Here is an 18,067-nt window from a genome sequence, read left to right as displayed (position 1 = left end):
CGGAGCCGCCGCGCAGGGGACGGTGGCTCCGGACCGAGTTCCTGCGACTTCCTGAGAGGGAATCCATGACCACCGGCCTGGACACCGGCACGTACGAGCCATTGGACACGGGTACGTACGAGGTGCTGCGCGACCGACTCACCACGCAGGCCGCCGAGCTCGCCCGCCGCACCGAGGCGCTCAACGCCCGCCGGGGCGAGGAGTTCGGCTCGATGCGGCTGGAACTCGCCCGCACGGAGCGGCTGCGTACCGACGACGCCGTGGTGCCCCGGGACATCGTCGCCGTGGGGGACGTGCTGCTCTTCGGCTACAACGCCGTCCCGAGCCGCGAGGCGGACACCGGCGTGGGCGAGGTCCTGACCCTGCACGACCGTACCTTCGGGCGGCTGCCCGACGACGCCGTGCCCGGCCTGCTCGACGACCCCGCCTTCGTACGGGAGTTCGCGGCTCTGCACCGCTACTACCGCCAGGCCCGTCTCCTGCGACTGCGCCTCGTCGAGGACAAGGTGCTCGCCGTCTTCCAGACCGGCGAGAAGACGGACGACATCCGCGTCCTGCGCTGGTCCCTGTCCGGCGACGGCCGGGCCAGGTTCCTGGACGCGCGCGGCGACCGCGACCACGTCCTGCCGCCCTCCCACGACGTCGACTGGACGCCGGCCACCCGCGACGACCACGTCCTCGGCCGCCATCCCCATGTCCGTGTCGACGGCGAGGTGTTCGTCTCCACGGTCGGCGGCACTCTCACCGTCAAGACCGAGGACGACACCGAGACCGCCGAGGGCATTCACAGCGAGCCGGTCGAGGAGCCGCTCCAGTCCCTCGCGGACGCGGACATCGCCCACGCGCGCGTGGGCGCCCTGATCCTGCTGCGCGTGCGTCCCTACAAGGAGGCCACCGACCGCCACCTGGTGTTCAACACCCTCACCAGGGCCGTCGTCCGCCTCGACGGCATCGGCAGGGCCTGCCGCCGCCTGCCTGATGACCAGGGCATCGTCTTCCCCGGTGGCTACTGCCTGGCCTCCGGGACCCACAAGACATACGAAATCGACACGGCGGAGCTGGAGTTCGAGCGGGAGATCCGCTCCCCGAACGGCGAGGACGTGCTCTACGCCTTCCACGCGAACGCCGAGGGACGCAGCCTGCTCCTGCCGTACAACACGATCCGCAAGGAGATGGCCGCCCCGCTGTCCTGCCACGGCTGGGCACTCCTCGACGACGGCGCGCTCGTGGTCCTGCGTGCCGAGAGCGACGAACCACGGCGGGTCCACCCCGCACAGCTGTGGAACTCCCCGTACGTCTCGGACACTCACGCTGCCGCCCAGCCCGTCGGCACGGGCCCACTGGCCCGCGTCGGCAACGCCGACCTGGTGCGGGGCATCTCCGACTGTCTGTCCATCACCGGGGCCGTCGCCGAGACGACCCCGACCAGCGAGGTGTACGAGGCGCTGGTGGCCGCCTGCGTCCGGGTGGCGGACACCCACCACTGGTTGGCCGACGCCGAACTCGGCGATCTCCAGAGCCCGTTGGCGCAGGTGCGCGCCACGGCGGAGCAGGTCCTGGCCGAGTTCGAGACCGTGCAGGCCCTCACCCGGCAGGCCACCGACGCGCTCGACGAAGCCGCCGTGCGGATCGCCGCCGTCGTACGACGGCTACGCGGTGAGACGCCGCGCGGAGCCGCCGCGTGGGTGACCGGGCTGACGGAGCTCCGCCAGGCGCGGGGGCACCTGCTGACCCTCAAGGAGACGCGGTACGCGGACCGCGACCGCATCGACGAGCTGGCCTCCGACTCCGAGGCCGACCTGGCCGCGTTCGGGCAGCGGGCCATCGCCCACCTGGCACGCGAGGACGCCTTCGCCGGCCACCACGCGGACGTCGAGCGGCTCATCGAGGACACCGAGGCCATCGCCACCGTCGCGGAGACCGGGCCCGTGATGGCCCGCCTCGACGAGCTGGCCGAAGGGATGAGCGTGGTGACCGAGGTGGTCGCCGGGCTCGACATCGGTGACGCCACGGTCCGTACGTCCGTACTGGAGCGCGTCGCCGAGGTCCTCGGCGGAGTCAACCGGGCTCGCGCCATTCTCGAAACCCGCCGTCGTTCCCTCCTCGACCAGGAGAGCCGGGCCGGGTTCGCCGCCGAGCTCGCGCTGCTGGGCCAGGCCGTCGCCGGGGCCCTGGCCGCGGCCGACAGCCCCGACGCGTGCGACGAACAGCTCTCCCGCCTCCTGGTCCAGGTGGAGAACCTCGAATCGCGGTTCGCCGAGCTCGACGACTTCCTGGACATCCTCGCGGACAAGCGCGACGAGGTGCACGAGGCGTTCTCCGCCCGCAAGCAGACCCTCGCCGACGCCCGCGCCCGGCACGCCGAACGCCTCGCCGACTCCGCGACCCGTGTCCTCGCCACCGTGGCCCGCCGGGCCGCGACCTTGACGGACGCGGACGCGGTCACCACGTACTTCACCTCCGACCCGATGCCCGCCAAGGTGCGCCGCATCGCCGACGAACTGCGCGACCTCGGCGACCGGGTGCGGGCCGAGGAGCTGGACGGCCGCCTCAAGGCAGCCCGGCAAGAGGCACTTCGCGCCCTGCGCGACCGCACCGACCTGTACTCCGCCGACGGCCGCGCCCTACGCCTGGGCCACCACCGCTTCGCCGTGAACACCCAGCCCCTCGATCTCACCCTCGTCCCCCACGGCGACGGCCTGGCCTTCGCGGTGACCGGCACCGACTACCGCTCCCCGGTCACCGACCCCGGCTTCACCGCCACCCGCCCGTACTGGGACCGCCCCCTGCCCTCGGAGTCGCCCGAGGTCTACCGCGCCGAGCATCTCGCCGCCCGCCTGCTGGACGAACACGGTCCCGGGGCCCTCGCGGAGGCCGACCTGCCCGCCTTCGTGCGGCAGGCAGCCGAGACGGCGTACGACGAGGGTTACGAACGCGGCGTCCACGACCACGACGCGACGGCGATCCTCACCGCGCTCCTGCGCCTGCACGACGCGGCGGGACTGCTCCGCCACGAGCCCGTCGCCCGGGCCGCCGCCCAGCTGTTCTGGGCGCACGGGACGACGCCCGAGGCGCGCGACAGCTGGACGCGGCGGGCGGTGTCGCTGGCCCGGGCCAGAGACACCTTCGGCCTCGCGCCCGCCATCGCCGACCTGCGGGCGGAACTGGCGCAGGCCATCGGAGGCGAGGGCGCGGGCAGCGCAGCCGCCTACCTGTTCGAGGAGCTGACCACCGGGCCCGACGGCTTCGTCATCAGCGCCGGCACCCGCACGATGCTCGACAAGTTCCGCCGCACCGTGGGCACGTCCGCCTACGACGACGACCTCACCGCGCTCGACGACCTGGCTGCCCGTAAGCAACTCGTCGAGGCATGGCTGTCCTCGTACGCCTCCTCCACCGGCCTGGACATCACGCCCGGCGACCTGGCCGAGGCGGTGGCCGCCGAGCTCTGCCCGGATCTGGTCCGGTACGAGTCCGACGCGGCACTGACCGAGACCGTCGAGGGGCTGCTCGGCACGCACCCGCGCGTCACCGCCCGCAAGCTCACGGTCCGCATCGACGAACTCCTGGCCCGTACACGGCACTTCCGCCTGCACGAAGTCCCCGCCCACCGCGCGTACCAGCGGCACCGGACCGCCCTCGTCACCGCCGAGCGCACGCGGATCCGCCTGGACGAGTACCGGCCGCGCGTGATGTCCGCGTTCGTGCGGAGCAAGCTCATCGACGAGGTCTACCTCCCCCTCGTCGGCGACAGCCTCGCCAAGCAGCTCGGCACCACGGGCGAGTCCAGGCGCACCGACACCGGCGGACTGCTCCTGCTGATCTCCCCGCCCGGCTACGGCAAGACGACCCTCATGGAGTACGTCGCGGACCGGCTCGGCATGATCCTGGTGAAGGTCAACGGCCCGGCGCTCGGCCACTCCGTCACCTCGCTCGACCCGGCCGAGGCGCCGAACGCCACCGCCCGGCAGGAGATCGAGAAGATCAACTTCGCGCTGGAGACGGGCAACAACACCTTCCTGTACCTGGACGACATCCAGCACACCTCCCCGGAGCTGCTGCAGAAGTTCATCCCGCTGTGCGACGCCACACGTCGTATCGAAGGTGTGCGGGACGGCGAGCCGCGCACCTACGATCTGCGCGGCAAGCGGTTCGCCGTCTGCATGGCAGGCAACCCCTACACCGAGTCCGGCAGCCGCTTCCGCGTGCCCGACATGCTCGCCAACCGAGCCGACGTCTTCAACCTCGGCGACGTCCTGACGGGCAAGGAGGACGCCTTCGCGCTCAGCTTCATCGAGAACGCCCTGACGTCGAACCCGGTGCTCGCCCCCCTGGCCGGCCGCGAGCGCACCGACCTGGACCTCCTCATCCGCCTGGCGGAAGGCGACGGGTCGTCCCGCGCCGACCGCCTCACCCACCCGTACGCCCCCACCGAGCTGGAGCGGATCCTGGCGGTCCTGCGCCACCTGCTCACCGCCCGGCGGACGGTTCTGGCGGTGAACGCGGCCTACATCGCATCGGCCGCTCAGTCGGACGCGGCCCGCACGGAACCGCCCTTCCAACTGCAGGGCTCCTACCGCAACATGAACAAGATCGCCCAGCGCGTCCAGCCCGTCATGAACGACGCCGAACTCGCGGCACTGATCGACGACCACTACACGGCCGAGGCGCAGACCCTGACCACCGGCGCCGAGGCGAACCTGCTCAAGCTGGCGGAACTTCGCGGCACACTGACGACGGAACAGGCGTCGAGGTGGGCGGAGGTGAAAGCGGCCTACGTCCGCTCTCAAGCCCTCGGTGGCCCTGAGGACGCGCCCCTGTCCCGGGCGGTCGCCGCGCTCGGCCTGCTCGCCGACCGGATCGCCGCGATCGAGACGGCGATCGACCGGGCTGCCGACCCACGCCACTTGTTGGCGAACTCCCAGGCCCGCCATGCGGCGGGGCGGCAACCGGGAGGGGAGGAGCACTGACATGCGTGCGAGGAGAAGCTCGCGCCGATCCGTGCGTACTGGGCCGACGCGGCTGCTCGTTGACGGCGGCGGGTGGCGCGGCGGCAGGCCGGGCTCCCGTCGGCTCAGTCCCCCCGTCCCGTCCTCTCCGGACCCGAACCATGCGCCCCGTCCCGAGGCCGGCGGCCGAGGAGCTCGGCCAGGCCCTGCCGGGTGGCGGCCAGGACCACCCGGTCACGAGGACGCAGGACGTAGCCGGGGTGAATGTCCCATACGAGTCCGGCGGGCCGATCGGAGTCCCCGTGCGTCGGGTTGGCGGCGAGGTCGGGGAGCCGGTCGTCCGGGGCGGCGGTGTCCAGGGCCAGGACACGCCAGGCACCGGCCCGGAACGACTCGGCGACGGTGCGCCCCTCCAGCTGGGGGTGTCCGGCGACGTTCAGGGCCGCGAACAGCAGCACGCGGCGTTCGACCGGGATGGCCCCCAGGATCTGGCGGCCCATCATGGCGCCGGCGAAGGCGGGCGCGGCGAGGGTGGAGACGCTGCGGCTGCGAGTGAGGGCGTGCGGGTGTGCCGCGCGCAACGTGCGGTACACCGCGGTGGCGAAGTCGTCGTCGTACAGGCGCAGGGCGACCCGCAGGTCCGGTTTGACCGAGCGTGCGTACAGGGCCGCTTCGAGGTTCGTGGTGTCGCTGCTGGTGAGGGCGAGCAGGGCGTGTGCACGGTGGATCTTGGCGGATTCCAGGACGCCTTCCTGGGTGACGTCGCCGAGGACGGTGGGGACACGGAGGCGGCGGGCGAGAGGCAGGCCGCGTGCCTCGGGGTCCTCCTCGACGCACACCACCGGGATGTCGAGTTCCCGCAGCCGGGCCAGGACACGGGTGCCGATCTTGCCGAGGCCGAGCAGGACGACGTGGCCGGACAGCCCTCGGGGCGGGCGTCGCAGTGCCGAGACCGTGCGGAAGGTGCCGAGTCCTTCCAGAACGGCCGCGAGGAGGACGGGGAGCAGCAGCAGTCCGGCCAGGCCCGACAGGAGTTGCAGGACCTGGCGGGCGGTGGGTTCGCCGATCGCCGGGTCCCCGATCGCGAACAGGTCCAGCAGGGTGAGGTAGGCGGCATGCAGCGGGTGGTCGTCGGGAGTGGTCAGCCAGCTCGCCACGGCCAGGCCCAGCACGCTGGTCACCAGCCCGGCCAGCGACCAGCGCAGCCGACGTGAGAACAGAGAGGCGAGCGGAAGCCCCCGCCCCGCCAGGCGGCCGGGCGCGGAAGCGGCGCCGGTGTGGGCGACGGTTTCGAGGACCACCGTGCCGCGACCCGTCGCGGCGGCGACCTCGTCCATGTCGGGCAGCAGCGCCGGTCCGTCCTGCCCGCTCGCGTCCGAACCCTCCGCTCCCGCGGGGTCGTTGGTGGTCGACGACAGCAGGGCGAGTGTGCACAGGCCGGGGTCGGCCACCTCCCCGCGACCGGGCGGGGTGCGTTCCACCGCGCGTAACAGCAGACCGTCGGCCTGGACCACCTTGCTGGTGCCGGCGACCGCGGTGGCCGCCAGCGCCGGCGCCGCCGTGTCCGCGTCCGACAGGACGGTGGTGGAGGTGTCCAGGGCGTCGGGGTCCAGGCCGGGTGCGGCGAGGGCGGCGGCCTGGTCGAGGAGTTCTTCCAGGTGCTGGCCGAGCTTGCGGTTGTAGAGCCTGATCACCAGGCGCAGCCGGGGGTTGAGCCGGCGGGCGGCGAGCGCCGCGTGGATGTTGGTCGCGTCGTCGTCGTGGACCAGCGCCAGCGCGGCGGCCTCCCGCACACCCGCCTCGACCAGGACAGCCTCCGTGAGCACGGGAGCTTCGAGCGTCCGGGGAGCGGCCCCGCTCCCGCCGGGCGCGTCAGCCGCACGATTCATGGCGGCCTGCATCCGGCCGAGCAGAGCTGAGGCGCGCGTCGGGTTCGTGGCGCCTGCGCCGTCCGTGGCCGGGACGACCAGCGTGACCCGCTCCCGGTACACCGTCGTGAGTTCGGCCGTCAGCCGCTCGGCGAGCGCGTCGTCACCGCACACGATCATGTGTCCCGGCCGTGGAACACCGGGCGTCGGCTGAGGGAACAGGGCCATGTCGTCGCAGACCTCCGGTCGAACGGACGCGAAGCGGGCGGGCGGGAGCAGGATCGCCGTGGCGGGACGCGGTCAGGCACCCACCTCCTGCGACTGCCCGGCCGCACGCGACGCCGGTGCCGCGTCACCGTCAGGTACCCCGGCGATGTCCTCGACGTGGAAGAGCCGGGCGATCGGCACGTCGGTCGAGCTGTGTGGAAGAGGAAGGACGTCGAGAGCACGGTCCGGGCCGCGAGCCCTGACAGCAGCACCGCGATGAGCAGCGCCACACCGAACACCACGACGAGCACCATGACCTGGACCCCCGAGCGACGAAGAGACTTCTGTCCACACCGCCGACCAGACTTCCCGGCACACCAGTGGCGAGCTTACCCATGCTTTACGCGTTCCTGACAGGTCCTTGACGCGCACTCCGGGACCGGGATTCTTGCCGGACTCCGGCAATTCGAGGGCAGCCTGCGGGGCGTCAGCGTTCCGCGCGTCTGCCCATGACCTGGGCGACCAGGAGACCGACGATCAGGGCCCACGCCACCACGCCGCTCCCGCCGTACGACCAGCCCAGTACGCCTACGACAACAGCTGTCAGCGCACCGCCGGACAATGCGACCCCGTCCGTGACGAAGGCCCACTCCCGTCGCGCGGTGCCGGGGTCGCGCAGCTGCATCACCGCGGTCTTGATGACCAGGACCGCGATGAGGGCCAACGCTGTGGCCAGTGAAGGTTCCACACCTCGCCCCTCTCGACGTCAGCGTTCGGTGGTGGCGTCGACTTGGTAGATGTCGGGGATGCCGTCGTTGTCGTCGTCGCGGTTCTCCTCCTCGTACAGGCGCCGGTAGACACCGTTGCGCCGCTTGACCAGCATGGCCGCGAGCGCGGCCGCGGTCAGCGAACCGATGAGGACCGCCGCCTTGACGGGTCCGGCGGCCGTTGGGTCGGGGAAGGCGAGTTCGCCGATCAGCAGGGCGACGGTGAAGCCGATCCCGGCCAGTGCCGAGAGCGCGAAGACGTCGGCCCAGGCCAGTTCCGGGTTGAGGCGGGCACGGGTGAAGCGTGCGGCCAGGTAGGTTCCGACGAATATCCCGACCGTCTTGCCGAGCACGAGTCCGAGTACCACGCCGAGCGGTTCGGGCTTGGTGAACACGTCGCTCAGTGACGCGACCGAGACGCTGACGCCGGCGGCGAAGAGCGCGAAGAGCGGGACCGCGACCCCGGCGGAGACAGGATGCAGGAGGTGGGAGGTGCGTTCGCCGGGCGAGCGGTCCTCGTCCGCGTCGCGGGTGGTGCGCAGGATGAGGCCCATGGCCACGCCGGCGACGGTGGCGTGGACGCCGCCGTTGTACGTCAGCGCCCAGATCGTGAGCCCGAGCGGGGCGTACCACCACCATCCGCGGACGCGGAAGCGCTGGAGCAGATAGAAGAGGACCAGGCCCGCGAATGCTCCGCCGAGAGCGGCGAAGTTGAGGTCGCTGGTGAAGAAGACGGCGATGACGAGGATGCCGCCGAGGTCGTCGACGACGGCGAGGGTGAGCAGGAAGGCGCGGAGCGCTGCGGGCAGGTGGGTGCTGAGTACGGCGAGCACGGCCAGCGCGAAGGCGATGTCGGTGGCCATGGGCACGGCCCAGCCGTCCAGGCTGCCGCCTCCCGCGGACGCGGTGATCGCGTAGAACGCGGCGGGCACGATCATGCCCGAGAGGGCGGCGATGACCGGCAGGGCGGCGGTGGCGGGGGTACGGAGCTCACCGACGACCAGTTCGCGCTTGAGCTCGATGCCGGCGACCAGGAAGAACAAGGTGAGCAGTCCGTCGGCGGTCCAGTGCCCGATGGAGAGGTCCAGGCCGAGTGCCGGTATGCCGAAGTGGAAGTCGCGTATGCGCTCGTAGGTGTCGGCCCACGGAGTGTTCGCCCACACCAGCGCCACCACGGCCGCCCCGAGCAGAACCAGCCCGCCGACGGTCTCCGTCCTCAGGGCCTGGGCGATGGCCGTGCGCTCGGGCAGCGGCAGGAGGCCGAGAAAGGGGGAACGTGCGCGGGGCGCGGCAGCCATGAAGGAGCCCTCCGGGGGTCGTCTTGCGGGCATACGAGCCCCTGACGCCGACCAGACTTCCCGGCACACCACGCGTCGGTCACCAGCCCTCGCGGGCGGCGTATTGACGCGTTCTTAACACCCTAACCGGCGTCTTTGTGTTCCGCCAGGTGCCGTTTCACCTGCGGAAACGCAGTGGAAGGCATGACGAGAGGGCCCGTGTTCACCAAGGCGCGAGGTGAGCACGGGCCCTCCCCCAGCCTTCGGCCGGGGGTACCCCCATCTCGCTTCGCTCGGGAGCCGGGCCGCGGGGGCGGTCAGACGGTGGTCTTCACCGACTCCTCGGACGGCCCGGTCATCGACGGGCGCACCCACACCCACCAGCGGCTGAGCCATACGGCGCGCGGCGCTTCGCACCGACCAGTGGGCATCGTCTGCCGGAGTGATCCGGAGTCGCGGTTGCGATGGCAGATCCGGCGGCAGCGCCCGGAACGGACGCCACGTCGAGAGCACGGGCGTGGTGAGCCAGCCGTCCCGCGGCATCCCGGCGACCAGGCCGGCGGCCACAGTCGTTCGTCTACGGCCGAGACCGGCCCCCGCCGATCGGAGGGGGCCGGTCTCGGCCGACCGGCGGGGCACCCCCCGAAGCCCGGCGGATGGTCGACCTCTCCCCGCCTCGGCAAGGTTGTCCCGGTGACCGAGATCGAAAGCGCCACGAAGACGCCGCGTCGGCCGTTACCCTCACCCGGGTCCACCACGGCGACGGAACGCCCCGCGCCGGTGGCGCGGCTGGTCGGGGTGGACCTCGCCCGTGCACTGGCCGTGTTCGGAATGTTCGCCGTGCATGTCGGCCCCGCACCCACGCCAGGCGGCGGCGTCGGCGACTGGTTCCTGGAGCTGGCGAGCGGCCGGGCGTCGGCACTGTTCGCCACCCTCGCCGGGTTCTCGCTGATGCTGATCGCGGGCCGCCTCGAGCCGAAGACCGGACTGGCCGGCCGGCAGGCGAAGGCCCGGATCGTGATCCGGGCCGTGATCCTGCTGGTGCTGGGCAGCGCGTTGGCGATGACCAACTTCGGCGGCGCCGGGATCCTCAACTTCTACGCGTTGTACTTCCTGTTGGCCTTGCCCCTGTTGCGGCTGCGGGCCAGAACGCTCGCGATCATCGCGGTGACGCTCGCGGTCGTCACGCCGCAGGTGGCGTATGCGACCCGGGGGCTGCTCACCGAGTCGATCGTGCACGGCATCGACTCGTACGACCCGCTCGCGCGCATCTCCGGCGTGGGCGTGCTCGATCTCCTGCTCACCGGCCTCTACCCGGCGATCACCTGGATGACGTTCGTGGTCACCGGCATGACGTTGGGCCGACTGGATCTGAGCTCCGGTGCGGTGCGGCGGCGGCTGGCCGTGGTGGGTCCCGCGCTGATCGCGTTCGGATACGGCGTCTCGTGGCTGGTGCTCCGGCTGACCGGCGGTGCTCAGAAGATCATGACCGGGATGGCTGGGATGCCCGCCATGAAGGACTCGGGCGCCCTGAACGACCCCGGCATGGCGGCGGGATCCTTCGACTCGCCGGTCGGTGGCGGGCTGTGGGGCCCCGACGCGTGGGGGCTCCTGGCAGCCGAGCCGCACAGCGGTTCCACGTTCGACCTCATCGGCAGCCTGGGGATCGCGATCACCGTGCTCGTGTGCCTGACGGTGGCCCTGGACCGACTGTCCTGGCTGTGTCGACTGGCGACTCCGATCATCGCCGTCGGCACCATGTCCTTGACCCTCTACGTGGGCCACATCCTGGTGATCCTCGCCCTGCCCGGCGAAGCGGCCACCCCGCCGCGGTCCGCCTCCGCCACGCTGCTGCTCTGCTTCATCGTCGGGGCCACCTTGTGCGCCGCGGTCTGGTCCCGCTTCTTCCGCCGCGGACCGCTGGAGTATCTGCTCAACGGCGCCACCAAACTGGCGAATCGCGTCCGCTGAGCCTGCCGTTCCGCCTCAACCCTTTAGTGGGGGGCGGCCGGCGACGGCTGTGGCTGCCGTCGGCGATCGTGCTGACGGTGGCCTGGGCGTTCGTACTCGACGGGCCGACATGGTTCGTCTCCCGGCTGCTGGCGTTCGCCGTGATAGGACCGCGCGCGCTCCGTCGACAGCTCCGGCTATGTCCGGCTGGTGTACGGATACCGCTCGGGGTTCCCGATGAACAGCAGGGACAGCGCGGCGGGCAGCGGCCTGCAGCGGACCCCCGACGCGATCGCCCGCGGGCGGCTTGGCATACCCGTGATCCCGCTCACCGACCGCCGCCCCGCCGTCATCCAACAGCTCCAGCCGGGCGACCTGGTCTTCTTCAGAACACGGGAGCTGCCCGGCGGACGGATCGGCCACATCGGCATCTACCTCGGCCTGGACACCGCCGACCACCCGCGCTTCATCTCCTGCCGGAAGAACGCGGGCGGTCCGACCATGGGTGACAAGGGCGGCACCGCACGGCTCGACGGTGACGGCCACTACGCCCAGGGGCTGCGCGGGGCCCGACGCCTGTGACCCGCCGCCCCGGCATGCGGGCGGCTCCAGCCACTTGGCGGGGGTGCAGCCGACGATCGCCGGATGGCCGACGGTAGGCCGGGGCTTCCAGGCTGGTGGCATGACACAGCGTGCGCATGAGAGGGAGCTCGCGGGTCGTGGTGACGCCGGGCGACGCAGGAGCGAGCTCCGGGAGTTCCTCGGCATGGCGTTGGTGGCGAGCGGCCTCTGCCTGGCCGTCGTACGCCCTGAACTCCGCGACGCCATGGTGCACACGCTCGCCACGAGGGCCGTCGAACTGGCCCGTTGAGCCGCTGACGCGGTGCGTGGCCGACCACGTGGGAAAGGAATCCTGTGAACACCGCATCCGCCCCAGAGGCGACGGGTGCCGAGTCCCTGCGCGCCCGCGAGACGCTCAAGGCGCTGTACGGGTACGTCCGTCCGCACCGGTGGGCCGTCGCGCTCGGTCTGCTGTGCGCGCTGGCCGGGGCCGCCGGCGGGCTGCTGCAGCCGCTGGCCACGAAGACGCTGGTCGACCGGCTCTCGTCCGGTGGCACGATCGGCACCGTCCTGCTGGCCATGACCGTTCTGGTCCTGCTGAGCATGGTGGCCGAGGCGTTCGGCGCCTATGTGCTGGAACGGACGGCGGAGTCGGTGGTGCTCGCCGCCCGCCGCAGCCTCATCGGACGGCTGCTGCGGTTGCGCCTCACGGAGGTGGACCGGATGCAGCCGGGCGATCTGATGTCCCGGGTGACCTCCGACACCACGCTGTTGCGGGCCGTCAGCACCCAGGCGGTGGTCTCCGCGGCGACGGGGGCGGTGACGCTGGTCGCGGCGGTCGTGGTGATGGCGTTCCTCGATGCCGTCCTGCTGGGCGTCACGCTCGGCGTGGTCGCGGTCGTCGGTGTGGCTGCCGCGCTGGTGCTGCCGAAGATCGGGCAGGCCGCCGAGCGTGCGCAGGCGGCTGTCGGGGAGATGTCCACGGGCCTGGAGCGGGTCTTCGGCGCGTTCCGTACGGTGAAGGCGTCCGGCGCCGAGGAGCGGGAGACCGCTCGCGTCGAGGCGGCGGCACGCAGGGCGTGGCGCCACGGCGTGCGCAGCGCGAAGTGGGAGGCCGTGCTGGGTTCGGCGGACGACCTCGCCGTCGAGTTGGCTTTCCTCGCGGTACTCGCCGTCGGCGGGGCACGGGTGGCGTCCGGGGAGATGCCCGTGTCCACGCTCATCGCGTTCCTGCTGTACCTCTTCTACCTGATGGAGCCGGTGTACAAGCTGGTCGAGGCAGCGTCCCACTACCAGGAGGGCGCGGCGGCGATCGCCCGGATCGCGCAGGTGGACGGCCTGGCGACAGAGAAGACAGAGAAGACAGAGAAGCAGGACCGGCACCGGTCGGTGCGGCCGCGTCCGGCGTCGGTCCGCTTCGAAGAGGTGTCCTTCCGGTACGGGCCCGGGCTGCCGGACATCCACCAAGGGGTGGACTTCCAGGTGCCGGGCGGCGGAATGACGGCGTTCGTCGGCCCCTCCGGCGCGGGAAAGTCGACGGTCTTCGCGCTCGTCGAGCGGTTCTACGAAGCGACCGGCGGCCGCGTCCTGGTCGACGGCAAGGACGTGACGAAGTGGCCGCTGTCCGAGCTGCGGTCCGTCATCGGGTACGTCGAGCAGGACGCGCCGGTGCTGGCCGGCACGCTGCGGGAGAACCTGGTCTTCGCCGCGCCCGGCGCGACCGACGACGACATGCGCGAGGTCCTCGCCCGGACCAGGCTCGACGCCCTCGTCGAGCGTCTCCCGCACGGCCTGGACACCCCGGTCGGGCACCGCGGCACGAAACTGTCCGGCGGCGAGCGCCAGCGCATCGCGATCGCTCGCGCGCTGCTGCGCAGGCCCCGGCTGCTGCTCCTGGACGAGGCGACCTCGCAGCTCGACGCCGTCAACGAGCTGGCACTGCGGGACGTCATCGCCGAAACCGCACGCGAGACCACCGTGCTGGTGGTGGCCCATCGCCTGTCGACCGTCACGGACGCCGACCGCATCGTCGTCATGGACGCGGGCAAGGTCCGAGCGGTCGGCACCCACGAGGAGCTGGTGACCGAGGACGAGCTCTACGCGCAGCTCGCGGCGACGCAGCTGCTGAGCCCAGCGGGACGCTCCGGCGGTTGAGACGGGCCTGACAAGGGCTCGCCGGGGCCGTCGACAGGGCCAGGCGTCGGACATCCGCCGGATGCCAGCGCACCACACGCCTCGTGAGGCTGAGGAGAGCGCCCACGCATGGCCCGCAGTCGTCCGGACCTAGTCCATGGACGGCCGGTCGGCGGCAGGCGGAGCCGAGATCAGTCGGTCAGGACCACAGCCGAGGCCCGCAAGGGCGATCCCCTTGCGGGCCGGGCAGGCCGTTCCATGCCGGGGTGGGACATGAAGCCGAGCCACCCCGACCGGACGTCACCGGATGTACTCGGCGGGCTTGGTGGCCGTGTTGAGCAGATACTCCAGGGGTCCGCGGCGGAAGAAGCGGGACCAGATCGCGGCGAACACGATCGCCCCGAGGACGTACAGGAGCAGCGGCACCCAGGACTGCTGGGTGCCGGTCCCGGCGGGCGTGGACAGCACGGACTGTGCGACGAAGTGGCCGACGTAGGCCGTCAGGGACATGGTGCCCACGGCGATGACCGGTTTCGCCAGACGGCGCAGCCGCGGCAGGCGGTCCATCAGCACCGTCGCGCCCACGATCACGAGGATCGCGACGCCCACGCTGCCGATGATGTCGAACGTGGTGCCGCTGTGCGGCCCGGCGGACAACAGATCCGAGAACGACAGCTGGGGCTCCATGGACCCGCTGCCCATGGACGCCGCCCCGGAGCCACTGGACGACGACCCGTCCTCCGCCGTGCTCCTCAACGCGTTCTTGCCCGCCAGCAGCAGGGACAAGCCGTAGGCCCCTACGACGAGGCCGGCGCCGAGCGCCGCCAGGCGCCGCTGGACGGCAGCGGCCGACAGGTCCATGCGAGCCAACGCCATACCGGCGATCACGAACGGCATCCACGTGAGCGCCGGGTAGAAACCGGTGAGCAGCAGGTCGAGCACTCCCACCTCGCTGAGGTGGCGGAGCGGGTCGTAGGCGTTGATGCTCCGCTGGGCGGACTCGCTCAGCCCCATGGTCAGGACGTACGCCAGCTGCGGTGTGACGAGCGCGAGTCCCGCCGCGATCATCGCCAGGGTCGCCGCGCGCAGTCGTACCAGGGGCAGTGCGAGGAGGAAGTAGACGCCGTAGAAGCCGAGGATGATCACGCCCCCGTACTCCATCGCCATCACGGTGCCCAGCGCCAGCAGGACCACGGCGCGGATCGCGATACGGGCCTTCGCCTGCCGGCCGGCCAGGCCGGTCTTCGGCTCGCGGCGGCCGGCGAGCAGCATCAGGGAGAACCCGGCGAGGGTGGCGAACAGGACCGATGAGTGACCGTCCGACATGTACCGGATCCAACTGGCGACGCCGCTCGTCGCGGACAGCGGAGGGCCGATGTGCACGACGTACATGCCGAACACCGCCAACGCGCGGGCAAGGTCCACCCCGACCAGGCGTCCCATGGAGGGACCGCCGGGGGCCCGCCCGGCGGGCTCGGGCGAGGTTCGGGGCCGGGGAGGAGAGTTCTCCTGCGGAGCCGGCGTCTCCTGGGGCGGCTGTATCTGTGTCATACGGGAAATCTCACGGTGCCGTCAGGGAGCCGACCATCCGGCGGGCTTCGGCAACACCCCCGCCGACCGGCCGGGACCGCCCCGCCGACCGGCGGACCAGCACCCCGGCCGTCAGCGGGCCTGTACGGCCCGCCGCCCTACTTGATGAGGGCGTTCGCCACGACGACCGCCAGCCCGAGCAACGCGTCCACCATGCCGATCTTCAAGGCGGAGCCCCATGTGCGACCGGCAGCGCGGGCCGCGAGCAGGCCCCAGGCGAACAGCAGCACCACGTTCACGGCGAAGGCCACGTACTCGATGCCCGCCGAGGGCCACCACCCCCATGCCGCGCCGAGCAGCAGGACCAGTGTCGGCGCCGTCGCCACCACCAGCGGCCACTCGGACAGCAACAGCCGCACCGTGGCGCGGACACCGTGATGGGTCCGGTCGCCGCGCAGGGCGATCAGGTGTGCGTAACCGTGCGCCAAGGCCGATGCGACGGCCGTGACCAGGAGCCACTGGGCGCTGCTGAACCGGTCGGCGGGCGCCGTCTCTCCCTGTTCCGTCAGGGCGGCCACCATGGAGCTGGCCAGTACCGCCCCGTACACGCCCCCGAACAGCACATGGGGCCGCGCCGCACAGCGGCGCAGAGCACGGACAGGTTGACGCACGTACAGGTGGGGCATGGCTGGGTGATCCTCGAACGGTTCGGAAATCGACTGCGGCCCGCAGACTGCGGCGGGCCCACGGACCGACCCCACCGGACGAGAGCCGCGGACACCATCCGCCGAGCCTCGCCCACCCGCCCGCCGATGGGCCGGAGCGCTCCCCCCGAGCGGCTGGAACCGGCCTGCCGGGTGGCGGGTATCCACGGCTGCCGCACCGTCGCGCGCCGTGCCGAACGTACTGTCGACAGCAGGCGATCACCGGACGGGTCGCCGAAAGCTGGGCAGAGCAGACGAGTGTGAGGCGGAACGCCGGTGATCCGGGTAGTGGTGGTGGATGACGAGGCCCTGGTGCGATCCGGGTTCGAGCTGATCCTGAACGCCTCCGACGGCATCCAGGTCGTGGCGACCGCGGAAGGGGCGCAGGCCGCCGACGCGATCCGGCGCGAGCACCCGGACGTCGTGCTCCTCGACATCCGCATGCCGGACGTGGACGGCCTGACCGTCCTGAAGGAGATCCAGACGCTGCCCGAGCCGCCGACGGTGGCCATGCTGACCACCTTCGACACCGACGAGTACATCCTGACCGCGCTGCGCTCGGGAGCCGCTGGCTTCCTGCTCAAGGACACCGAGCCCGAACAACTCGCCCAACTGGTACGCACCCTGGCCGCGGGCGGGGTAGTCATGTCCCCGAAAGCCTCGCGGGCTCTGCTGCGCGGCCATCCGGGGGCGGGCACGCCCCAGGACGCGGGCGTGGCGCGCGTGCATCTGCTCAGCGACCGCGAACGTGACGTCCTCGTCCTGATCGCGGAAGGACTGTCCAACGCCGACATCGGCACCCGCCTCCATCTGAGCGCGGGCACCGTCAAGGACCACGTCAGCTCGATCCTGACCAAGCTCCGGGTCGCCGGCCGCGTCCAGGCGGCGCTCCTCGCGGAGCGTGCCGGACTGCTCGGCGACGACGGCGCCGACACGGCACGGGACAAGGCGCGATGAGTGCGGGTGCGGGTCGGGCACTGTGGCGGCGGACGCCGCCCTGGGCCGTCGACGCGGGCCTCGTCGTGCTCGCCGCGCTCGACGCCTGGATCAACCTCGACGACGAGGCGACACCCCTCATGTGGGCCTGCGCCGCCCTCGGCAGCGCCGGACTGCTCCTGCGCAGGCGCTTCCCGCTCGCCGTCTTCCTGCTGACACTGCCCATGCTGCTGTTCATGGACGTGGGAGTCGCGCCGATCGCCGCGCTGTACACACTGGCCGCGCGCACCCGAAACCGCCCGCTGCTGGCCGGCTGCGCCCTGCTGAACGCGGCGGCGAGCACCCTCGCCTGGCCCCTGTCCGACACGTTTTCCGGCGACGCGTTTCCCGGTGACCGGACCTGGACGCTCATCCAGTTCGTCTACACGCTGGCCATGGCCTTCGCCCCGATCCTGTGCGGCCAGCTCGTGCAGGCCAGACACGACGTGGCCCGCCAGCTCGTCGAGGTCAAGGAGGCCCGCGAACACGAACGCGCCCTGTACGCCCAGACCGTCCTCGCCCGCGAACGCGCCCAACTGGCCCGCGAGATGCACGACGTCGTCTCCCACCAGGTCAGCCTCATCGCCGTACAGGCCGGGGTCCTGCAGGTCGCCGCCAAGGACCCCGACGCCCGCGACGCCGCCCGCGCCATCCGCACCCTGAGCGTGAACACCCTCGACGAACTCCGCCACATGGTCACCCTGCTGCGCGCCTCCGGCGGCAAGGAAACCGAACTCACCCCCCAGCCCACCCTCGCCGACCTCCAGCAGTTGATCGCCAACAGCGGCATTGAGACCACCCTGACCGGCGGGCTCCCGCCCGGCATCAGCACAACCGCCCAGCGCACCGTCTACCGCACGGTCCAGGAAGCCCTCACGAACGTACGCAAGCACGCCCCCGGCGCCCGCGCCGAGGTACGCCTGTGGCACGACACGCAGCACTTCGGCGTCACCGTCACCAACACCGCCCCCACCCGCCCGTCCGTCGCCCTGCCCAGCGCCCGGCACGGCCTGATCGGCCTGAGAGAACGCGCCGAACTGCTCGGCGGCGCCCTCATCGCGCAACCCACGGCACACGGCGGATTTGAGATCGAACTACGGGCCCTCACCCAGCCCGCCTGAGCCGTCGTTTCGCCTCGATCCAAGG

At 71.8% G+C, this 18,067-nt stretch carries 12 protein-coding genes; 7 read left to right on the top strand and 5 right to left on the bottom strand.

The window, feature by feature from the left end:
• The first annotated feature begins 65 nt into the window (after positions 1-65).
• Positions 66-4,970: a DNA repair ATPase gene (locus tag ACFZBP_RS07750; RefSeq protein ID WP_391410925.1), complete on the top strand. Its 4,905-nt coding sequence runs from the start codon at positions 66-68 to the stop codon at positions 4,968-4,970.
• Positions 4,971-5,074: 104 nt separating this feature from the next.
• Here ACFZBP_RS07750 and ACFZBP_RS07745 read toward each other — a convergent pair whose 3' ends face one another.
• The 3 genes from ACFZBP_RS07745 to nhaA all read right to left on the bottom strand — a co-directional run bounded on the left by ACFZBP_RS07745 (position 5,075) and on the right by nhaA (position 9,089).
• Positions 5,075-7,045 carry an NAD-binding protein gene (locus ACFZBP_RS07745; protein ID WP_391410923.1) on the bottom strand — a complete coding sequence of 657 codons (1,971 nt, stop codon included), beginning with the start codon at positions 7,043-7,045 and terminating at the stop codon, positions 5,075-5,077.
• 466 nt (positions 7,046-7,511) lie between these two features.
• The gene (locus ACFZBP_RS07740) at positions 7,512-7,772 is read right to left on the bottom strand and encodes a hypothetical protein (RefSeq protein WP_383456073.1); all 261 of its coding nucleotides are present in this window, start codon (positions 7,770-7,772) and stop codon (positions 7,512-7,514) included.
• An 18-nt stretch (positions 7,773-7,790) separates the two neighbouring features.
• On the bottom strand, positions 7,791-9,089 hold the full coding sequence (gene nhaA / locus ACFZBP_RS07735) for a Na+/H+ antiporter NhaA (RefSeq protein ID WP_391410921.1): 1,299 nt from the start codon (positions 9,087-9,089) through the stop codon (positions 7,791-7,793).
• A gap of 672 nt (positions 9,090-9,761) precedes the next feature.
• Between nhaA and ACFZBP_RS07730 the strand changes: the two genes are divergently transcribed.
• From ACFZBP_RS07730 to ACFZBP_RS07715, 4 genes are all read left to right on the top strand, one after another.
• Complete coding sequence (locus ACFZBP_RS07730) at positions 9,762-11,039, top strand: DUF418 domain-containing protein (RefSeq protein WP_391410919.1); 1,278 nt, start codon at positions 9,762-9,764, stop codon at positions 11,037-11,039.
• A gap of 216 nt (positions 11,040-11,255) precedes the next feature.
• The gene (locus ACFZBP_RS07725; protein ID WP_391410917.1) at positions 11,256-11,600 is read left to right on the top strand and encodes an NlpC/P60 family protein; all 345 of its coding nucleotides are present in this window, start codon (positions 11,256-11,258) and stop codon (positions 11,598-11,600) included.
• Between the two features lie 100 nt (positions 11,601-11,700).
• A complete protein-coding gene (locus ACFZBP_RS07720) occupies positions 11,701-11,889 on the top strand; it encodes a hypothetical protein (protein WP_391410915.1) in 189 nt (62 codons plus the stop codon).
• 44 nt (positions 11,890-11,933) lie between these two features.
• The gene (locus ACFZBP_RS07715) at positions 11,934-13,733 is read left to right on the top strand and encodes an ABC transporter transmembrane domain-containing protein (protein ID WP_391410913.1); all 1,800 of its coding nucleotides are present in this window, start codon (positions 11,934-11,936) and stop codon (positions 13,731-13,733) included.
• A 279-nt stretch (positions 13,734-14,012) separates the two neighbouring features.
• Here the strand turns inward: ACFZBP_RS07715 and ACFZBP_RS07710 are convergent, their stop codons facing one another.
• Both ACFZBP_RS07710 and ACFZBP_RS07705 read right to left on the bottom strand, forming a co-directional pair.
• Positions 14,013-15,155, bottom strand: coding sequence for a DUF418 domain-containing protein (locus tag ACFZBP_RS07710; protein ID WP_391410911.1), 1,143 nt, complete (start codon positions 15,153-15,155; stop codon positions 14,013-14,015).
• 245 nt (positions 15,156-15,400) lie between these two features.
• The gene (locus ACFZBP_RS07705) at positions 15,401-15,928 is read right to left on the bottom strand and encodes a hypothetical protein (protein ID WP_383456096.1); all 528 of its coding nucleotides are present in this window, start codon (positions 15,926-15,928) and stop codon (positions 15,401-15,403) included.
• Positions 15,929-16,222: 294 nt separating this feature from the next.
• Here ACFZBP_RS07705 and ACFZBP_RS07700 point away from each other — a divergent pair, with 294 nt between their 5' ends.
• Both ACFZBP_RS07700 and ACFZBP_RS07695 read left to right on the top strand, forming a co-directional pair.
• Positions 16,223-16,903, top strand: a complete 681-nt coding sequence (locus ACFZBP_RS07700; RefSeq protein ID WP_383456099.1) for a response regulator — start codon at positions 16,223-16,225, stop codon at positions 16,901-16,903.
• Complete coding sequence (locus ACFZBP_RS07695) at positions 16,900-18,042, top strand: histidine kinase (RefSeq protein WP_391410908.1); 1,143 nt, start codon at positions 16,900-16,902, stop codon at positions 18,040-18,042. The genes ACFZBP_RS07700 and ACFZBP_RS07695 overlap by 4 nt, the downstream gene beginning before the upstream one ends.
• Positions 18,043-18,067: the final 25 nt, after the last annotated feature.

Origin of the sequence: Streptomyces sp. NPDC008086 (assembly GCF_042957325.1) — a bacterium.
GTDB lineage: Bacteria > Actinomycetota > Actinomycetes > Streptomycetales > Streptomycetaceae > Streptomyces.
Note: the sequence above shows the minus strand (reverse complement) of the source record. Positions and strands in the feature narration are given on the sequence as shown.

Coding starts and splice junctions, on each gene's coding strand:
- ACFZBP_RS07750 (WP_391410925.1), top strand. CDS start 66: ATGACCACCGGCCTGGACACCGGCACGTACGAGCCATTGGACACGGGT.
- ACFZBP_RS07745 (WP_391410923.1), bottom strand. CDS start 7,045: ATGGCCCTGTTCCCTCAGCCGACGCCCGGTGTTCCACGGCCGGGACAC.
- nhaA (WP_391410921.1), bottom strand. CDS start 9,089: ATGGCTGCCGCGCCCCGCGCACGTTCCCCCTTTCTCGGCCTCCTGCCG.
- ACFZBP_RS07725 (WP_391410917.1), top strand. CDS start 11,256: ATGAACAGCAGGGACAGCGCGGCGGGCAGCGGCCTGCAGCGGACCCCC.
- ACFZBP_RS07720 (WP_391410915.1), top strand. CDS start 11,701: ATGACACAGCGTGCGCATGAGAGGGAGCTCGCGGGTCGTGGTGACGCC.
- ACFZBP_RS07710 (WP_391410911.1), bottom strand. CDS start 15,155: ATGGGACGCCTGGTCGGGGTGGACCTTGCCCGCGCGTTGGCGGTGTTC.
- ACFZBP_RS07705 (WP_383456096.1), bottom strand. CDS start 15,928: ATGCCCCACCTGTACGTGCGTCAACCTGTCCGTGCTCTGCGCCGCTGT.
- ACFZBP_RS07695 (WP_391410908.1), top strand. CDS start 16,900: ATGAGTGCGGGTGCGGGTCGGGCACTGTGGCGGCGGACGCCGCCCTGG.